At 71.7% G+C, this 15,313-nt stretch carries 12 protein-coding genes and 1 pseudogene; 8 read left to right on the forward strand and 5 right to left on the reverse strand.

The genetic code is table 11. The features are described from left to right. Nucleotides 1–306 precede the first annotated feature (306 nt). The 4 genes and pseudogenes from ACH4N1_RS11205 (at nucleotide 307) to ACH4N1_RS11220 (ending at nucleotide 5,059) form a co-directional block, all read left to right on the forward strand. Nucleotides 307–1,956 (forward strand): hypothetical protein, encoded by a 1,650-nt coding sequence (locus ACH4N1_RS11205; protein ID WP_398096300.1) that lies wholly within the window; start codon nucleotides 307–309, stop codon nucleotides 1,954–1,956. A gap of 563 nt (nucleotides 1,957–2,519) precedes the next feature. Then, nucleotides 2,520–2,809, forward strand: a pseudogene (locus ACH4N1_RS11210) (carboxymuconolactone decarboxylase family protein). A 167-nt stretch (nucleotides 2,810–2,976) separates the two neighbouring features. After that, nucleotides 2,977–4,593 (forward strand): MFS transporter, encoded by a 1,617-nt coding sequence (locus ACH4N1_RS11215; protein WP_398096301.1) that lies wholly within the window; start codon nucleotides 2,977–2,979, stop codon nucleotides 4,591–4,593. 217 nt (nucleotides 4,594–4,810) lie between these two features. Then, nucleotides 4,811–5,059, forward strand: a complete 249-nt coding sequence (locus tag ACH4N1_RS11220) for a hypothetical protein (protein WP_398096303.1) — start codon at nucleotides 4,811–4,813, stop codon at nucleotides 5,057–5,059. Nucleotides 5,060–5,205: 146 nt separating this feature from the next. Here ACH4N1_RS11220 and ACH4N1_RS11225 read toward each other — a convergent pair whose 3' ends face one another. Both ACH4N1_RS11225 and ACH4N1_RS11230 read right to left on the reverse strand, forming a co-directional pair. Continuing rightward, nucleotides 5,206–5,604, reverse strand: a complete 399-nt coding sequence (locus tag ACH4N1_RS11225; protein ID WP_398096305.1) for a winged helix-turn-helix transcriptional regulator — start codon at nucleotides 5,602–5,604, stop codon at nucleotides 5,206–5,208. 151 nt (nucleotides 5,605–5,755) lie between these two features. Further along, complete coding sequence (locus ACH4N1_RS11230) at nucleotides 5,756–6,958, reverse strand: MFS transporter (RefSeq protein ID WP_398096306.1); 1,203 nt, start codon at nucleotides 6,956–6,958, stop codon at nucleotides 5,756–5,758. A 111-nt stretch (nucleotides 6,959–7,069) separates the two neighbouring features. Here ACH4N1_RS11230 and ACH4N1_RS11235 point away from each other — a divergent pair, with 111 nt between their 5' ends. The 3 genes from ACH4N1_RS11235 to ACH4N1_RS11245 all read left to right on the forward strand — a co-directional run bounded on the left by ACH4N1_RS11235 (nucleotide 7,070) and on the right by ACH4N1_RS11245 (nucleotide 9,703). Further along, nucleotides 7,070–8,182: an ArsR/SmtB family transcription factor gene (locus tag ACH4N1_RS11235; RefSeq protein ID WP_398096308.1), complete on the forward strand. Its 1,113-nt coding sequence runs from the start codon at nucleotides 7,070–7,072 to the stop codon at nucleotides 8,180–8,182. 71 nt (nucleotides 8,183–8,253) lie between these two features. Beyond that, the gene (locus tag ACH4N1_RS11240; RefSeq protein WP_366062316.1) at nucleotides 8,254–8,757 is read left to right on the forward strand and encodes a glutathione peroxidase; all 504 of its coding nucleotides are present in this window, start codon (nucleotides 8,254–8,256) and stop codon (nucleotides 8,755–8,757) included. A 91-nt stretch (nucleotides 8,758–8,848) separates the two neighbouring features. Continuing rightward, the gene (locus tag ACH4N1_RS11245; protein WP_398096310.1) at nucleotides 8,849–9,703 is read left to right on the forward strand and encodes a MerR family transcriptional regulator; all 855 of its coding nucleotides are present in this window, start codon (nucleotides 8,849–8,851) and stop codon (nucleotides 9,701–9,703) included. A 165-nt stretch (nucleotides 9,704–9,868) separates the two neighbouring features. Here ACH4N1_RS11245 and ACH4N1_RS11250 read toward each other — a convergent pair whose 3' ends face one another. From ACH4N1_RS11250 to ACH4N1_RS11260, 3 genes are all read right to left on the reverse strand, one after another. Further along, the gene (locus ACH4N1_RS11250) at nucleotides 9,869–10,060 is read right to left on the reverse strand and encodes a DUF397 domain-containing protein (RefSeq protein ID WP_398096312.1); all 192 of its coding nucleotides are present in this window, start codon (nucleotides 10,058–10,060) and stop codon (nucleotides 9,869–9,871) included. A 255-nt stretch (nucleotides 10,061–10,315) separates the two neighbouring features. Further along, nucleotides 10,316–11,173 (reverse strand): helix-turn-helix domain-containing protein, encoded by an 858-nt coding sequence (locus ACH4N1_RS11255; protein WP_382784619.1) that lies wholly within the window; start codon nucleotides 11,171–11,173, stop codon nucleotides 10,316–10,318. Between the two features lie 265 nt (nucleotides 11,174–11,438). Beyond that, a complete protein-coding gene (locus tag ACH4N1_RS11260) occupies nucleotides 11,439–12,194 on the reverse strand; it encodes a GPP34 family phosphoprotein (protein WP_398096314.1) in 756 nt (251 codons plus the stop codon). 238 nt (nucleotides 12,195–12,432) lie between these two features. Here ACH4N1_RS11260 and ACH4N1_RS11265 point away from each other — a divergent pair, with 238 nt between their 5' ends. Next, nucleotides 12,433–15,210, forward strand: a complete 2,778-nt coding sequence (locus tag ACH4N1_RS11265) for a serine hydrolase (RefSeq protein WP_398096316.1) — start codon at nucleotides 12,433–12,435, stop codon at nucleotides 15,208–15,210. The last annotated feature ends 103 nt before the right edge of the window (nucleotides 15,211–15,313 follow it).

The following is a 15,313-nucleotide window of genomic DNA, read 5'->3' on the forward strand; positions in this document are numbered from 1 at the left end:
CGAACATGACCGATGGGCCACGGGAACTCCGACGAGTCTGCGGAAACGCGCCCTTGCCGTGCCGTTTTCGTCCGTGTTCCACGCCTTGCGGGTACCGCTGCGAGTGCGGAGTCTGCTCCGAATCAGCGTCTGCGAGGTCACCGACGACGGCTCGGTGCGGATGTTCGGCTTCGTCACTTCAGGGAAAATCGGGTCCTTCCCCGCGTGCAACCGGTGTTTCGGCGGCCAGGTGGTGTTGGACGTCGCCACAGGAAAAGCGCTCCGTGCCGCGAAGTCACCGCTGTTAGCATCGCCCGACGCAGTGTCATGAGCGGCTCAAGGGGAGGGATTTTTGTGTTACGGGTCAAGAAAAGACCTTGGGGATTCCGGCTGTTCGCGGCGGCCGTGGGCGGGCTGCTGATCGGTACGCTCGCGGCCGGTCCCGCGCAAGCCGAGGGGCAGGCAGGACAAGCCGGGCCGGAACTGACGGCCCTCGCGGTCGAGCAGAGCACGGTGGACGCCACGTCCGGCGACGCCACGGTCACCGTCAACTGGCACATCACGGACGGGAACGCGGCGGCCACCGAAATGTTCGGTGACATCGCCTTTCAGCAGGTGGACACGGACGGACGCCTCATCGGGGCGCCGCAGACCCTGACGTTCTCGTTCGAGCCGCAATGGCCCTACCAGGCGAGTGCGGTCGCCGGAACGATGGCCTCCGCGGACTACAGCCACGCCTTCCCCGTACCGCGGTACGCGGCACAGTCCACGGCTCGTTGGGCCGTGGTGAAGGTTACGGCGCGGGACGACCGGGGCGGCACGTTCACCGTGGGACGACAGGACCTGGGCAGGTTCCACGCGGCATTCACCGCCACCCATGTCGTCGACTCGACCGGACCGACGTACGACGGCCTCGGAGCGGTGCTCGACCAGCCGGAGTACCTCTACAACGCCGACGCCTCCGTCACCGCACGGTACCGGTTGAGCATCACTGACGCCGAGTCCGGCTTCTTCCGCGGACAGCTCGTCCTCAGCGGCCCGCGGGGTGCGACGGCGAGCGGGTCCATCCGTTTGACTCAGAACACCGACGGCACGCTGCGGTGCGGGGACTACAACGGGTATGACAGCCACGACGTCTTCTGCACGGTGGAGGTCACCCTTCCTGCCGGCGCTCCCGCCGGTACGTGGTCCGTCTCTCGAGTCGGACTGACAGACGCGTCGGGGAACGTCAGCGTGGTCAAGGGGCTGTCGCAGGATCCGGTGCACGTCACGCAGAACAGCTCGGTGCAGGCGTCGGACTTCGCCATCACCCCCGCCCAGTACAACAACTGGGACGGAACGGCGCCGCTGACGATCACCATGAAACCGTCCGGTTTTCGCAACGGCATCGCCTCCGCGACGGTGCTGCTGGACGGCTGCAGCGGATCGGTCACGGAGAACCCCGTGATCGCGCCCGACGGCTCGATCTCGCTGCGGGCCACGGTGCCGCCGATCTACACCAAGCGGTGCACCGTCACGGGAATCGGCATCACGGACGGCGTCGGCGAATCGGCGGCCTACGGCACCGCCTTCCACGGCCCCGTGCTGGACCTCGTGGCCACGCAGATCCCCGACACGGCGGCCCCGGTGGTGAACTCGGCCTCACTGGACGTCACGTCCGTGCCCGCGAGCATGTTGCCGCGCAACGCCGTGCTCACCCTCGATGTGACGTCGTTCGTGGGCGTCAACCGCTTCAGCCTGACCGTGTACGACGCGAGCGGCGCTTCCGTCAACGGTATGTCCGGCGGCATCGCTTCTGTGACGAACGGCCCGCTCAAACTGACCGTGCCCCTCCAACAGGGCCTCGCCAAGGGCGATTACACGGTCGGCTTCACCCTCACGGACGCGGGTGGCCTCCACACGCAGTACGGCTACCCCAGCGGCCACAGCTTGCCCGTGCCGGGCGGACCGCTGCTCATCACGGTGACCGACGGCTAGGGTCTTTCGTTTGGATCAGGCCGGATCAGGGAGCGGGACCTGGTGCTGGGGGCACGTCCCACGCCTTTCGGGCAGTGGGGGAGCCTCGCAAGGCGGAGGAGGGCGCCATGGCGGAGCCATGGCAACCGACGACAACGCGGCGAGGGACGGCACCAGGCCCCGCGAGCCCGGCCTGATCCAAACGGCAGGCCCCAAGAGCGGTGGCCGGGCCGGCGAGCGCTCACCTGCCATGGGGCAGTCGGGCCATGTCCCTCGTCCGGAGGCTGCGGCGGTGGTTGCTGTACAGCAGCGGAGCAGCAACCACCGCGGCTCCGGCCGACCGCGTCGACTTCGCGTCGGGATTCGGAACGAAGGGACGCGGGCGTCTGGGCCGACCATGCCCTCCGACATCCACAGCTGACGTCAACGACGGCGGGCGATGACGGACATGAGCATCCGTGCCTGGTCGTCATCACGGAGCGTGGTCACCCAGGCAGCACGCGATCTGGATCGCCAGTCGTCGTTGAAGAGGGTGAAAAAGATGGGGGAAGGGCATGGAGATGCAGATGCCCAGCGGCGAACTGATGCGCGTCAGGACGCGCGAATACCTCGCCTGCTCTCTCCTGCCCCCGGACATGCTCGTCCTCACGCGCATCGCGGCACTCGCCGCCTCGGACGCCCCGCCGATCTCCTACGCGGCCCACATCGACCCCGCCCTCAAGGCCGGCCTGACCGCCGACCGGTGCAGGACGTCCTGGTCGCCATCGCCCCCATCGTTGGCACGGCCCGCGTCATGACGGCAGCGGGCAACATCGCCACGGCCCTCGGCATCGCGATCGCCGTCGTCGATGCCGAGATCTCGGCCCAGGACTGAGGGCAGCAACCGGCCCGGCACGGACGATCCGTGCGGCCGCCGTCGCACAGAAGGCCACGGAGCCGCGGCTCCGGCCCGCAACGGCTTCGCGGGTCTCCGTCCGCCAACCGGTTGACCTCCGGAGCGGGTCGGGGTCCGTCCTGCGGGGCGGCTGGGACGATGCGCGCATGGCACCCAGGACAGGCACTGCCGAGGGTTCGGCAAAGGCGCGCATCGTTTTGCTGGCACTCGCGGCCGGTCAGTTCCTGATGGCGCTCGACAGTTCGGTCATGAACGTCTCGATCGCGACGGTGGCCGAGGACGTGGGCACGACGGTGACGGGTGTCCAGGGCGCCATCACGGCCTACACCCTCGTGATGGCGATGTTCATGATCCTCGGCGGCAAGGTGGGGGCGCTGATCGGCCGCAGGCGCGCGTTCATGATCGGCTGCGTCGTCTACGGCTGCGGCTCCCTGACCACGGCACTCGCACCGAACCTGCCCGTGCTGCTGCTCGGCTGGTCGTTCCTCGAGGGGATCGGGGCGGCACTCATCCTGCCCGCGATCGTGGCGCTCGTGGCGAGCAACTTCGTCGCCGAACGCCGTCCCGCCGCCTACGGTCTCGTCGCCGCCGCGGGAGCCGTGGCGATCGCGGTCGGGCCGCTCGTCGGCGGCATCGCGACCACGTACTTCTCCTGGCGGTGGGTCTTCGCCGGTGAGGTCGTCATGGTGCTCGGCATCCTGGTGCTCGCCGGCCGCATCGCCGACGCCCCGGTCGGTGAACGCCCCCGCATCGATCTCGTCGGCGCCGTGCTGTCCGCGCTCGGGCTCGGGATCTTCGTCTACGGCGTGCTGCGCTCCGACGAGTGGGGCTGGTTCCAGCCGAAGCCCGGCGCGCCCTCGTGGCTCGGGGTCTCGCTGACCGTGTGGCTGATGCTGGCCGGTCTTCTGCTGGTCTGGCTCTTCCTGCGCTGGGAGGCCCGCACGGTGAAGCGGCACAGGGAGCCGCTCGTCGACCCGGCGATGCTGCGGAACAGGCAGCTCACCGGGGGGCTGACGATGTTCTTCTTCCAGTACCTCGTCCAGATGGGCGTCTTCTTCGTCGTACCGCTCTACCTGTCCGTGGCGCTCGGCCTGTCCGCGCTCCAGACCGGCGCCCGCATCCTGCCGCTCTCCGTGACCCTGCTGGCGGCCGCCGTCCTGATCCCCCGCTTCCTCCCGGACGTGTCACCGCGGCGGGTGGTGCGGCTCGGGACCTTCGCGTTGCTCGCGGGCGCGGTGCTCCTGATGGCGGCGCTCGACGTGGACGCGGGCGCGGAGATCGTCACCCTCCCCCTGCTGCTGATCGGGCTCGGCATGGGCGCGCTGGCGTCCCAGCTCGGGTCGGTCACCGTGTCCGCGGTGCCCGAGGCGCAGAGCGCGGAGGTCGGCGGCGTCCAGAACGCCGTCACCAACCTCGGCGCCTCGATCGGTACGGCACTGGCCGGATCGCTCCTGATCGCCGCGATGACGACGTCCTTCCTCACCAGTGTGGAGCAGAATCCGGCGGTCCCGTCCGAGGTCAAGGCCCAGGCGAACGTCGAGCTCCAGAGCGGGGCACCGTTCCTGTCGGACGCCCAGCTCGAGTCCGCCCTCGACGAGGCGGGCACGAGCGAGAAGGTGACTCAGGCGGCCCTCGACGCGAACGAGGCGGCCAGGATCGACGGTCTGCGCGCCGCGCTGGCGATCCTCGCCCTGACCGCTCTCCTCGCGCTGTTCTTCACCTCGCGGATCCCGGACACCCAGCCCCGTTCGGCGGGGCCGTAGCCGCGGGCCGCCGGAACCGGGCCGTGTTCGCCTCACCGCTCCGACGGCCCCGGAGCGGCGCACGGCACCCGGGCCGTCGTCTTCCGGGGCTCGACGCCGTCGGCGCCGCCCGGTACGGCCACGAGGGCCGCCCGGCGCCTGTCGAGTGCGCTCGGTGGCGCGCCGCGGACGGGGAGGGGACGCTGGTGGTGGGGGCAAGGTGAGGGAGAGGCACCCCATGGTTCAGAGCAACGACCACAAGGCCCGGACGCCGTTCCTTTCCCGGCCCGGCGTCCGCCGCCTCGCACCGTTCGTCGTGACCACCGCGATCGCCCTGATCTTCATCTTCGAGAACCGCGCGAGCGTCGAGATCCGGCTCCTCGTCCCGACCGTGACCATGCCGCTCTGGGGTGCCCTCCTGATCGCCTGGGGCCTGGGCATGCTCGCCTGCTTCCTCAGCGTGCACCGACGGTCGAGGCGGCACTGACGGTCGAAGCGGCACTGACGAGGGGCGAGGCGGGTCCTCGACGTCGGAAGGGCCGGGAAGGGCGGCCGGAAGGCCGGGGGTCGGCGGTCGGCGGACGGCGGTCGGCGGACAGCGGACGGCACCCTGGGGCTCAGGCCGGCGCCGTCTCAGGCCGACGCCCGCTTCGCGTCGTACTCCTCGCGGGCCTTCTCGACCGCCGGCATGCGTTCGTCGACCCACCGGCCCAGGGCGCGGACCTGTTCGGCGGCCTCCCGGCCGAGGGGAGTCAGGGAGTAGTCGACGCGGGGCGGGATCACGGGTTTGGCGTCGCGGTGGACCAGGCCGTCGCGTTCCAGCGTCTGCAGGCTCTGGGTCAGCATCTTCTCGCTGACCTTGCCGATCGCCCGGCGCAGTTCGCTGAACCGGTAGGAGCGGTCCAGCAGCGCGATCAGGATCAGGGTGCCCCAGCGGCTGGTGACGTGCTCCATGACCAGGCGGTGGGGACACGGGCCGTCGCCGTCCTCCCCGCGGACGCGGTCCACGAATGTCGGGTCGCTCGCTGCCATGCCCGTACGGTACCGGGAGGACGGCACTTTCCCACAGACAGTGCCGGGTGCCGGGATGCCGACGCACCTGACGACGGCGGAGGGTCCCGGGTGCGGAGCGGGGCCGCCGCGCGGACGACGGGTCTGCCGCGGAAGAGGTCCCGCGGGCGGATCACGTACCGCGTCCGTCGGCGACGCGGACCTCGGCGGGGCAGCGGGTCTGTCGGCGGGAGGCCGCCGCCAGGGTCAGCGTCACCGTGATCGACGCGAGTGCCAGCGCGGTCATCGCCGTCGCGGGTGAGGTGAGTTCGGCCACCGCGCCCGCCGAGGCCGCGCCGACGCCCTGGAGGGTGAGCATCCCCGCCGAGTGCAGTCCGAGGGCGTGGCCGCCGAGTCCGGCGGGTGTGAGGGCCATGAGGCGTTCCTGCTGGACCAGGCTCGCGCCGAAGCCGACCGAGGCGAGCGTGGCGCAGAGCGCGGCGACGGGCAGCGGCGGGTGCAGGACGAAGAAGACGTACGGGGTGGCCAGGAGCAGCAGGAGGGGGGTGGCCAGGCGGGTGCGGACGGCGGGCGGGAGCAGTCGGCCGACGGTGAGGTCGCCGGCCAGCATGCCCAGTGCCGCGCACGCGAACAGGGTGCCCGCGGCGCCGGGGTCGTACGACACGAAGAGGGCCTCGCAGCCGACGACCAGGCCGTTGGGGAGCCACAGGCCCAGGTAGACCAGGCGGCGGGGGCGGGACGACCACAGGACGGCGTTGGCGCGCCAGGTCGCCGCGACGGAGGGGCGGCCCGCGGCGCGGGGCGGGCGGTCGGTCAGGCCGAGGCGGGCGGTCGCGCTCGCGGTGGCGTGCAGGAAGGCTGCCAGCAGGAGGACCGTGCGGGGCGGGAGGGCGGTGACGAGGGCGCCGCCGAGGGCGTAGCCGGTGATCTGCGTCAGCCCGCTCATCATGTTGAAGACCGAACGGCCGGGCAGGTAGCCGTCCTCGGGGAGCATCTCGTGGAGCAGCCCCCAGCGGACCCCGCCGCCGAGTGCCGCGACGAGGCCCGTGGCGAGGACGGCCGCGAAGACCGCCGCGACCGGCAGTCCGGGGACGGCGAGGACGGCCGTGAGGGCGGCGAAGGCGAGGGAGAGGCCGGCCAGGGCGGTTCTCGGCGGGAGGCGGTCGGCGCCGGAGAGCAGGAGGGTCGCGCCCAGGACCTGGACGAGGGACGGGCCGAACATGCTCGTCGCCGACAGCAGCGGTGAGCCGGTGGCGCGGTGGACGAGGGTGCCGAGGGCGAGACCCGCGACCGTGTGGGCGGCGGTGTGGGCGGCGGAGGAGAGCAGGAGCGGGGTGAACTCGGGGGTGCGCAGGAGCTGTCGGTAGCCGGTCATGCGGGGAGTCTCGGGCGACGGCGGTCGTGGTCGTTACTGTTTCGCGGGAGCGCGAAACGCCGTGCGTCCCGCGTCGTGTGTGTCGTGTGTGTGGGTGGGGGCGGGGGCTTCGTGGGCTGGTGGCAGGTGAACGCCGACACGCTGGCGGGCAGCCGGTTCGTGGTCTCGCCGCTGGCCGAGACCTTCGCGTGCCTGAAGCTGCTGCACGCGGGGGTGGGCGCGCATCCCGGCGAGACGGCGTGGCTGCGGGAGTGGCTGCCCGCGCATCGCGCCCGGCTGGCCGCCGACCCGGTCACCGCCGCGCTCGTGCGGGCCGGGCTCGGCCGGGACTGGATCGCGGACTTCCTCACCCCCACGCCGAGGGACGGCGAGAGCTTCGGGGACGGTGTCGCCCGGGTCCGTGCGGTACGGCCCGCCGACGCCCGCGCCCATCTGCGGACCTCCCTCGCCGGACCGCTGCCGGGCCCCCTGGACCGCGACGACCTGCCCGGACGGGCGGCGGACCTGCTGACCTGGGTGTGGGAGAGCGCCGTACGGCCTTCCTGGGAGCGGCGGCGCCGGGTGCTGGAGGCGGATGTCGTCGCGCGGACCGCGCAGGTGAGCCGGGGCGGCTGGGCGGCCGTGCTGGACTCGCTGCGGCCGGGGACGCGCTGGCTCGGGGAGAGCCGGTTCCAGGTGAACCTGCACGAGTATCCGCCTCGGGAGATCTCCGGCGCGGAGCTGCTGTTCGTGCCGGTGACGCCTCGGGCGGGGTGGGTGTCGTGGGAGGAGCGGGAGCGGTACGCCGTCGTCTACCCCTGTTCCGGGGTCCTCGCCGCCGATCGGCGCGAGCGGGACGTGCCGGCCGCGCTGAGCGCGCTGCTCGGGCCCGGCCGGGCGGCCGTTCTGGTCCTGCTCGGGCAGGGGCCGCTGAGCACGACGCAGCTGGTCGCGCTGACCGGGCAGGGGCTCGGGTCGGTCGGGCGGCACCTGCGCGTGCTGTGGGACGCGGGGCTGGTGGAGCGGGGCCGGGTCGGGCGGTCGGTTCTGTACTCGCGGAGCGGGGCCGGAGAGGTGCTGGTGCGGGCCCGGCAGGAGACGGAACCGGAGGGACCGAAGGAACCAGAGGAACCGGAAGAACCAGTGGAACCGGAAGAACCAGTGGAACCGGAAGAACCAGTGGAACCGGAAGAACCGGAGAAAGCACGGGGAGCGGCGGGGCCGCGGGCGCGCGGAACGGAGTGAGCGGCGCGACCGGGGGGATCGGTGGCAGGCCCCGCAACCCGTCTGCCGTCCGGCGGAGTTAGCATCCGGGGATGACTACTGATGCCGGTGCTTCCCCCCTCGATGTCGAGATCGGCGCCCTCAAGGGCGGTTCCGCGGACCTCTCGCAGTACGCGGGCCAGGTCGTCCTGATCGTGAACGTGGCCTCCAAGTGCGGCCTGACCCCCCAGTACAACGGCCTGGAGAAGCTTCAGGAGCGGTACGCCGCCCAGGGCTTCACCGTGCTCGGGGTGCCCTGCAACCAGTTCCTCGGGCAGGAGCCCGGCAGCGCCGAGGAGATCGCCGAGTTCTGCTCGGCGACGTACGGCGTGACCTTCCCGCTGACCGAGAAGACGGAGGTGAACGGGGACGGGCGGCACCCGCTGTACGAGCGGCTCGTCGGGTTCGCCGACGGCGAGGGGCACAGCGGGGACATCCGCTGGAACTTCGAGAAGTTCCTCGTCGGCCGGGACGGCACCGTCGTCGCCCGCTTCTCGCCGCAGACCGAGCCGGAGTCGCCCGAGATCGTCGCCGCCGTCGAGAAGCAGCTGGGCTGACCCGCCCGCTTGACCTTGCCCCTGGGGCAGGGCCGAGCGTTCCCGTCGCCGGGTGGAGAAGGCCGCCCGGCGACGGAGGACGAGGCACCGGATGGACGACGAGGCACTGCTCACCATCGGCGCGTTCGCCGCGCGGGCCCGGCTGTCGGCCAAGGCGCTGCGGCTGTACGACCGGCTCGGGCTGCTGGTTCCGGCGCACGTCGACGAGGTGAGCGGGTACCGCTACTACCGCGCAGGTCAGGTGGAACGCGCTCGGCTGGTGGCGCTGCTGCGGCAGCTCGACATGCCCCTCGCGCGGGTCGCCGAGGTGATCGGCTCGGCGGACGGCGTCGAGGCCGCCGACCGGCTCGCCGCCTACTGGGCGGACGTCGAGGCGCGGATCGCCGCCCAGCGCACCCTCGCCGAGTACCTCCGTGGACGTCTGTCGGGGAGGAGCTCCGAGATGTACGGAACGTTCGAGGTCGAGACGGTCGAGGTGCCCGCACAGGTGGTGATCACCGAGAAGCGGCACACACTGGCGGACGAACTGCCCGCCTGGATCGGCGCGTCGCTCGGCCGGCTGGAGGAGGCCGCGCGGGGCTGCGGGGGCGTCGCCGGGGCGCCGTTCGTCGTCTACCACTCCGAGGTGACGACGGAGAGCGACGGGCCGGTGGAGGCCTGCGTGCCGGTCGCCGACGAGACGGCGGCGCGGGCCTGGGCGGCGGCGCGGGGGCGCGGGCGGGAGGTCGCGGTCCGGGTGGAACCGGCCAGGCGGCTCGCCTTCACCCGGATCGGCAAGGCACAGGTCGCGTACCCCCAGATCCTGGCCGCGTTCGAGGCGGTGGAGGCGTGGACGAGGCGGGAGGGCCTGGAGTACGACGGCCCGTGCCGGGAGGTCTACTTCGCCGACTGGTCCTCGGCGGGACCGCAGGACCCGGTGTGCGACGTGGCGTTCCCGGTGCGGTGAGACCGTGGCGGCGGGGAAGAGACCGAGCCCTCTCGGCAAGGACGGCGAGCTCGTCGAGAGGGCTCTTTTCGGTACCGCGTGTGACGTCGTACCGCGTGAGCGGTGGTGCCGCGTACGAGGTGGTCAGCCGCGGCACGGGCCGTGGGGCCGGAAGGTCCCTTCCCCTTACGCCCTGACCGAGGCGACGAAGAGGTTCCACGCGTCGGCGGGGAAGTCCAGCACGGGCCCGTCCTGGACCTTGGAGTCCCGTACGGCCATGGCCGCGACGACCGGTGACTTGACCTCGACGCACGCGCCGTTGCCCGTCGAGTAGGAGGACTTGGTCCACGCGTCCGTGGTGCCCTGACGAATTGCCATTTTTGCTCCGGATTGCCAGATGTGATGAGTTGCTGCCGCCGCGCGGCGGGCCCGACTGCGGGCCCACGGCACGGTTTCCGCCAACGGTGTTGATCGGTGGCGTGATCGACGCTACTCGCCACCCTCGAGGTCCGAAGCGACTATTCACTCGACCGGATGGCATATTCCAGACGGGACTTCCATCCCGGCCGGATGAGGGTGTACCGTGCGGCACTTTCCCGGCCGGGAGGCTCCCGGGAGCACGTCAGAGAGTGCTCAGAGGGTGTACTGCTTGGCGATGTCGGCGATGAACTGGCGGGACTGGTCCACGTTCAGGGCCTGCGCCCGCAGGTGCTCGTACATCACGCTGTACTTCTGGACGTCGTTCGGCTTCTCCAGGTACAGGTCGCTGGTGACCCCCTCGATGTAGACCACGCTGGAGTCGGCCGCGTCGGGGAACTCCAGGATCGCGTACTGGCCGTTGAGACCGGGATGCGCGCCCATCTCGAAGGGGATCACCTGCACGGTGACGTGCGGCAGCCGGGACTGCTCGACGAGATGCTCCAACTGGTCGCGCATCAGGGACTTGTCGCCGACGACCCGGCGCAGTGCCGCCTCGTCCATCACCGTCCACAGGCGCAGCGGGTTCTCCTCGGCGCTGATGCGTTCCTGCCGCCGCATCCGCACCTGCACCCGCTTCTCGATCTCGGTCGCCGCGGTCTCCGGCAGCGCCCCCGAGATCAGGGTCTCGGCGTACTGACGGGTCTGCAGCAGGCCGGGCACCACCTGCGGGTCGTACACGCGCAGGCTGGCCGCGTCCGTCTCCAGGCCGATGTACACGCTGTAGGGGACATCGCCGAAGGCATGCCACCAGCCCTGCTGGCGGGAGTCCTTCGCCATCTGCATCAGCGAGTCGACGATCCGCTGGTCCTCCACCTCGTAGACCCCGCACAGGTCGCGCACGTCGCGCTGGCTGATGCTGCGTCTGCCGTTCTCGAGGCGGCTGATCTTCGACTGGGACACCAGCAGGCGGTCGGCGACCTGTTCGGCCGTCATGCCCTTGTCCTCGCGGAGTCTGCGCAACTCCTGCCCCAGCCGGCGCCGCCGGACGGTGGGATTGACATTCGACGCCACGGGACGTGCACCTCCGGCTGCGTGCCTGAACTGACACTTTGCGTATCTGCTGTTGAGCAGACTGCCACCAAGGCACTTCATACCGCTGGAAAACCAGGGATATGCGGCCGCCCCGCAGCCCGTTCGCGGACATGCGTCCGCGCGGGGCGGTGGGCCCTGCGTCACGGGGACACAGGACGTCACCACCCCGCGCGGGCGCGGCGGCTCCCGAACGGGTCTGTCTCGGCCTCACGGCCTGGCGGCTGCGGTGTCGTGGGACCGCGGCTCAGTGCGCCACGACACGTGCCATGGAACCTCGGTGCGGTTGCGCCGGAACACCACGGGCGGGTTCCGGAGCGGGCCTGGCTCCCGGTCCGGCCTGGCGGCCGGCCTGGGCCGGGTTGCGGCGCGGCTGTGCGACCGCGCCGTTCTGGACGTCCATCACGGCGTGCGCCACGAGACCGCCCATGGGGTCGTGCCTGATCAGGTCCCGCAACCGGGATCGGGACGAACGCCCCTCGTTCCCCGGGTACAGGTGCTTGCCGAGACCGACCGCGTGCGCCAGCGCGGCGAGCGCCGCCGTCCGCGGGTCCGGCGGGACGCCGGTGCGGATGGCCGTGTCCAGCCGGGCCTTGATCTCCCGGCTGATCGCCGTCTCCGTCGCCTGGTAGCGAGTCGTCGGCAGCACTCCGCACATCTGGCCCGCCACGGCATGCACCATGCCGCACCGCTCCAGATGCGAGAGGTACGTCTGACGGAGCCCCAGTCGGGGTCCGCCGATCCAATGAACCGCCCGTACGGGAGCGCCACGCCTTCGCAGCAACTCCAACGCGCAGTCCAGAGTCGGATCTCCGGTCGGCCGTGGGGACACCACGGCGATACGATCCCCGTCCGGGGCTATCCGTCCGGCCAGCGCCAGCTCCACTAGCTGTGCTCCGGCCAGACCAAGGTCGAGCGACTGCGGCTGTGCAGTGGTACCCGTGGCCGGGTCCAATGCCAGCAGAAGAAGCTCTTCCGGAATTGTTCTGCGGCTCCTGCCCATCCATGCCTCCCCGCGTGGATGAATGACAGGGTGACCCCTCTCACATTCATCTGTCGAGAGTGCGTGACCGGTTCGTAGTGGAACCAGTAGGTATGTCGTTCTCGTCTACCGCAGGAGCCAAGCCCACTACACAGGACACTGGTACATGGTTCGGACACTGCCGCGAGGCGGGTCCCGGGCGGGCGGTTCACGGTTCGGCAGGCGCGCGGTGGGCGTGCGGCACAGCGAGGAGGCATCGGTGGCGGGCGAGTCCCCCGACAGGTCGAAGCAGCGCGAGTCGTCGGCGGAACCGACGTCGGGGAGCGCGGGAGCGGTTCCCGAGGCACGCGATCCGCGGCTCGCGGTGGCACGGGACGCCGAGAGCGCCTCCACGGCGTCCTCGGCCACGTCCCGGGGCGGGGTGGACACGGCGACGCGGGTGTTCTCCGTGCGGGAGTTGACGGCCGAGGAGAGGGCCGACGAGACGACCGAGAAGCCGGAGCGGCCGGACGAGACGGCCGAGACGGCCGAGACTCCGGCCGACGAGCCCGGCGCGGACGCCGACGGGGGTTCCGCCGAGAGCTCGGAGGGCGGGCGCGACGCGGAGGAGCAGGCAGAGGCCGGGCAGGCCGCTGAAGGCTCTCCGGAGGGCCTCGAGGCCCCGGAGGACGCCGAGGACGCCGACGCCTCCGCGACGGCGGCCGGCGGCGCCGGGGGCCGTGACGACCGGCTGCGGTCGGCCGTGGCCCAGTGGGTGGCCACGGCTGACGGGAAGCCGGACGAGACGTCGGACGAGAAGCCGGAAGGACCGGACGAGGCGTCGGGCGAGGCGGAGGGCTCCACCCCCCAGAACCTGTCCAAGGCCGCGCCGAAGTGGGCGAAGGGCGGTGAGGAGACGTCCGGGAGCGACGGGAGCGAGCAGCCCGAGGCCGACGCCGCCGACCCTGCCGACGATTCCGGCGAGGACTCCGGCTCCGAGGCCGACACCGCCGACGGGAACGACGCGGCCGGAACCCGTACGGGCACCGAGGCCGCCAAGGCCGTCAAGGCCGCAGACCCCCGGCTCGGCGCCACCGCCGCGAAGTCCGACGGACCGAAGGCCGACGGACCGAAGACCGACGAGCCGAAGGCGACCGAGCCCAAGGCCGACGAACCGAAGACCGACGCGGCCGGCGACGCCGACGCCGACGCGGCGGACGAGCCTCGGGACGAGACCGTCGGCCAGGACGCCGAGGACGAGTCCGGGGCCGACGAGCCCGACTCCCCCGTCGACCAGCCCACCGCCGTCTTCAAGGCCGTACGGCCGCCTGCCGGGCGCGGGGTCGACCAGCCGACCACCATGCTGAAGCTGGGCGACGTCCCCAGGGCCGGGAAGCCCGCCGACGCGAAGACCCCGGACGCCGAGCCCGGCACCGACGCGAAGACCCCGGGCACCGGACCCGGTTCCCAGGGCGAGCCCAAGGCCGGAGCCGAGCCCAAGACCGGACCGCGGGCCACGACCGGAGCCAAGGCCGAAGCCGAGGCCAAGGCCAAGACCGGAGCCAAGCCCAAGGCCGAACCCGAGTCCGAGCCCGAGACCAAGGCGGAACCCGAGCCCGAGCCCGAGGCCAAGACCGATGCCCCCGCCGGGCGGACCAGCAAGTTCGTCGCGCTGAAGCCGCTGGACGATTCCGCCGGCCGGTCGGTGAAGCCCGCCGCCGACGCCACCGCCGTCGTGCCGCAGATCGGGCCCGAGCGGACGACGCAGCAGCCGTTGCCGCCGAAGCCGCCGCTGGACCTGCTGGCCGAGCTGACGAACACCCCGCCGCCGCCGCCGACCCCGCTGCGGACGCTGGCCCGGCGGGTGAAGATCTGGACGCCGCTGGTCGTCCTGCTGGTGATCGCCTTTGCGATCGCGCAGGCCGTACGGCCGCTGCCGGCGGCCGCGCTGACACTCACCGCGAAGGACTCGTACACCTTCGAGGGCGGGAAGCTCTCCCTGCCGTGGCCGTCCGAGGGCCAGGGCGCGATGGACGTGAACGGCATCGGCACGATGGACGGCTTCGGCGACCAGAAGCCGGTCGCGATCGGTTCCGTCGCCAAGGCGATGACGGCGTACGTCGTCCTCAAGGACCACGCGCTGAAGTCGGGCCAGGAGGGCGAGACCGTCCCCGTCGACGCCACCGCCGAGAAGGAGGGCGGCTACGACGCGGACGGCGAGTCCACGCTCAACACCGTCAAGGAGGGCGACAAGCTCACGCTCCGCCAGGCCCTCTCGGCGGTCATGATCCCGTCGGCGAACAACATCGCGCGGCTGCTGGCCCGCTGGGACGCCGGCACGGAGGCGGAGTTCATCAAGAAGATGAACGACGCCGCCAAGGACCTCGGGATGACGAACACGACCTACACCGACGCCTCGGGACTGAAGGAGACCACCGTCTCCACCGCCGCGGACCAGGTGAAGCTGGGCAACGAGCTGGTGAAGATCCCCGCCCTGATGGAGATCACCAAGCTGCCGGAGTGGACCGACCCCTCCGGTCAGAAGTGGCGCAACTACAACACGCTCGTCCCCTACAACAACGCCCTCGGCATCAAGACCGGCTCGACCACCAAGGCCGGCGGCAACCTGCTGTTCGCCGCCACCAAGGAGGTCGGCGGGGAGACCGTCACCGTCGTCGGCGCGGTCCTCGGCCAGCACAGGTCGCCGATCATCGACACGGTGAACGCGGTCAGCAAGACCGCGATGCTCGCCGCCCAGGACGCCATGACCTCGGCGAAGATCCTGAAGAAGGGGGACGTCGTCGGCTACGTGGACGACAGGATGGGCAACCACACCCCGGTCGTGGTGACGGAGGACGTCACGGCGGTCGGCTGGGCCGGGCTGACGGTGAAGCTGTCCTTCGCCGGCGGTGAGGTGCCGCACACCGCGAAGGCCGGCACCCAGGTCGGCACGCTGACGGTCGGCGACGGCTCCGGCGGCGCGGTGAAGGTGCCCGTCTCGCTCCAGCGGGAGCTGACCGAGCCGGGCTTCCCGGACAAGCTGACGCGCGTCGGCTGAGCCGCCGCACGGGCGTCGTCGTGCACGCACCCCGCCGGGCAGCCGCTCGGCGGGGTGCGTGCTAGCGTCACGAAACGGGACAGGTCGGCGGTCGCGGCGACGC

Source organism: Streptomyces sp. NPDC017202 (assembly GCF_044331705.1).
Taxonomy (GTDB): domain Bacteria; phylum Actinomycetota; class Actinomycetes; order Streptomycetales; family Streptomycetaceae; genus Streptomyces.

Bases quoted from the DNA above. Each gene is read 5' to 3' on its own strand.
- ACH4N1_RS11205 (WP_398096300.1), top strand. From the start codon at position 307: ATGAGCGGCTCAAGGGGAGGGATTTTTGTGTTACGGGTCAAGAAAAGA.
- ACH4N1_RS11215 (WP_398096301.1), top strand. From the start codon at position 2,977: ATGGCACCCAGGACAGGCACTGCCGAGGGTTCGGCAAAGGCGCGCATC.
- ACH4N1_RS11220 (WP_398096303.1), top strand. From the start codon at position 4,811: ATGGTTCAGAGCAACGACCACAAGGCCCGGACGCCGTTCCTTTCCCGG.
- ACH4N1_RS11225 (WP_398096305.1), bottom strand. From the start codon at position 5,604: ATGGCAGCGAGCGACCCGACATTCGTGGACCGCGTCCGCGGGGAGGAC.
- ACH4N1_RS11230 (WP_398096306.1), bottom strand. From the start codon at position 6,958: ATGACCGGCTACCGACAGCTCCTGCGCACCCCCGAGTTCACCCCGCTC.
- ACH4N1_RS11240 (WP_366062316.1), top strand. From the start codon at position 8,254: ATGACTACTGATGCCGGTGCTTCCCCCCTCGATGTCGAGATCGGCGCC.
- ACH4N1_RS11245 (WP_398096310.1), top strand. From the start codon at position 8,849: ATGGACGACGAGGCACTGCTCACCATCGGCGCGTTCGCCGCGCGGGCC.
- ACH4N1_RS11250 (WP_398096312.1), bottom strand. From the start codon at position 10,060: ATGGCAATTCGTCAGGGCACCACGGACGCGTGGACCAAGTCCTCCTAC.
- ACH4N1_RS11260 (WP_398096314.1), bottom strand. From the start codon at position 12,194: ATGGGCAGGAGCCGCAGAACAATTCCGGAAGAGCTTCTTCTGCTGGCA.